This is a genomic window from Shewanella sp. 10N.286.45.A1 (assembly GCF_041470405.1).
Taxonomy (GTDB): domain Bacteria; phylum Pseudomonadota; class Gammaproteobacteria; order Enterobacterales; family Shewanellaceae; genus Shewanella.
This window is the reverse complement of the sequence record NZ_JBFRMK010000474.1, coordinates 1-579: the sequence shown is the minus strand read 5'-3', so window position 1 is coordinate 579 and position 579 is coordinate 1. Positions and strand designations below refer to the sequence as shown.

General features: G+C 35.9%; 1 protein-coding gene. It reads right to left on the bottom strand.

Annotated features, from left to right (window positions below):
• Positions 1–21: 21 nt before the first annotated feature.
• Complete coding sequence (locus AB4238_RS22470; protein WP_372035862.1) at positions 22–456, bottom strand: hypothetical protein; 435 nt, start codon at positions 454–456, stop codon at positions 22–24.
• Positions 457–579 lie beyond the last annotated feature (123 nt).

Here is a 579-nt window from a genome sequence, read left to right as displayed (position 1 = left end):
CTATCCTTATACGTTATGTACCTATTTACTCAAATGTTTGATAGCCAAAGGATATTTTTGTTTAACTGTATCCTCGGTTAACTCTGTAACCATTTTAGAACAAAGCTCTCCTTGTTCAGTTTTACTCAGTTTATTAAATAGGATAATTCTATTTCTAGAAGTTTTCTGAGCTACCTCTAATAGCTCATTGACCTCATTTTCTGGAGTACGTTCAAGGCCACTTAATAAGCTGACAACGATTGTATTATTTCGATTCATCCAATCATCGGTTGCTCTAGAAATAGTCTCTTTCATTTCTGGAGCATACTTGCTGCACATGAATTTATATACATCTACTTCTTTGAGATAACCAAACAAAATCCCAACGGCTTCACCTTCATTTTCAGCATCTATGGATGAATTAGCGTTAGCAAAATTTGAAGTTGAGATTAACACCAAAAATATAAATATTCTCATACGTGACCTAGGTACATAACGCCACGCTAAGCGGCAAAAAATTGTTGGCTAAAATAGTGAACGTAGTGAACAAAAGCCAACTGTTTTTGTCCGTTCTTGAGCGCCTTGTTGAACGAAGCCGCT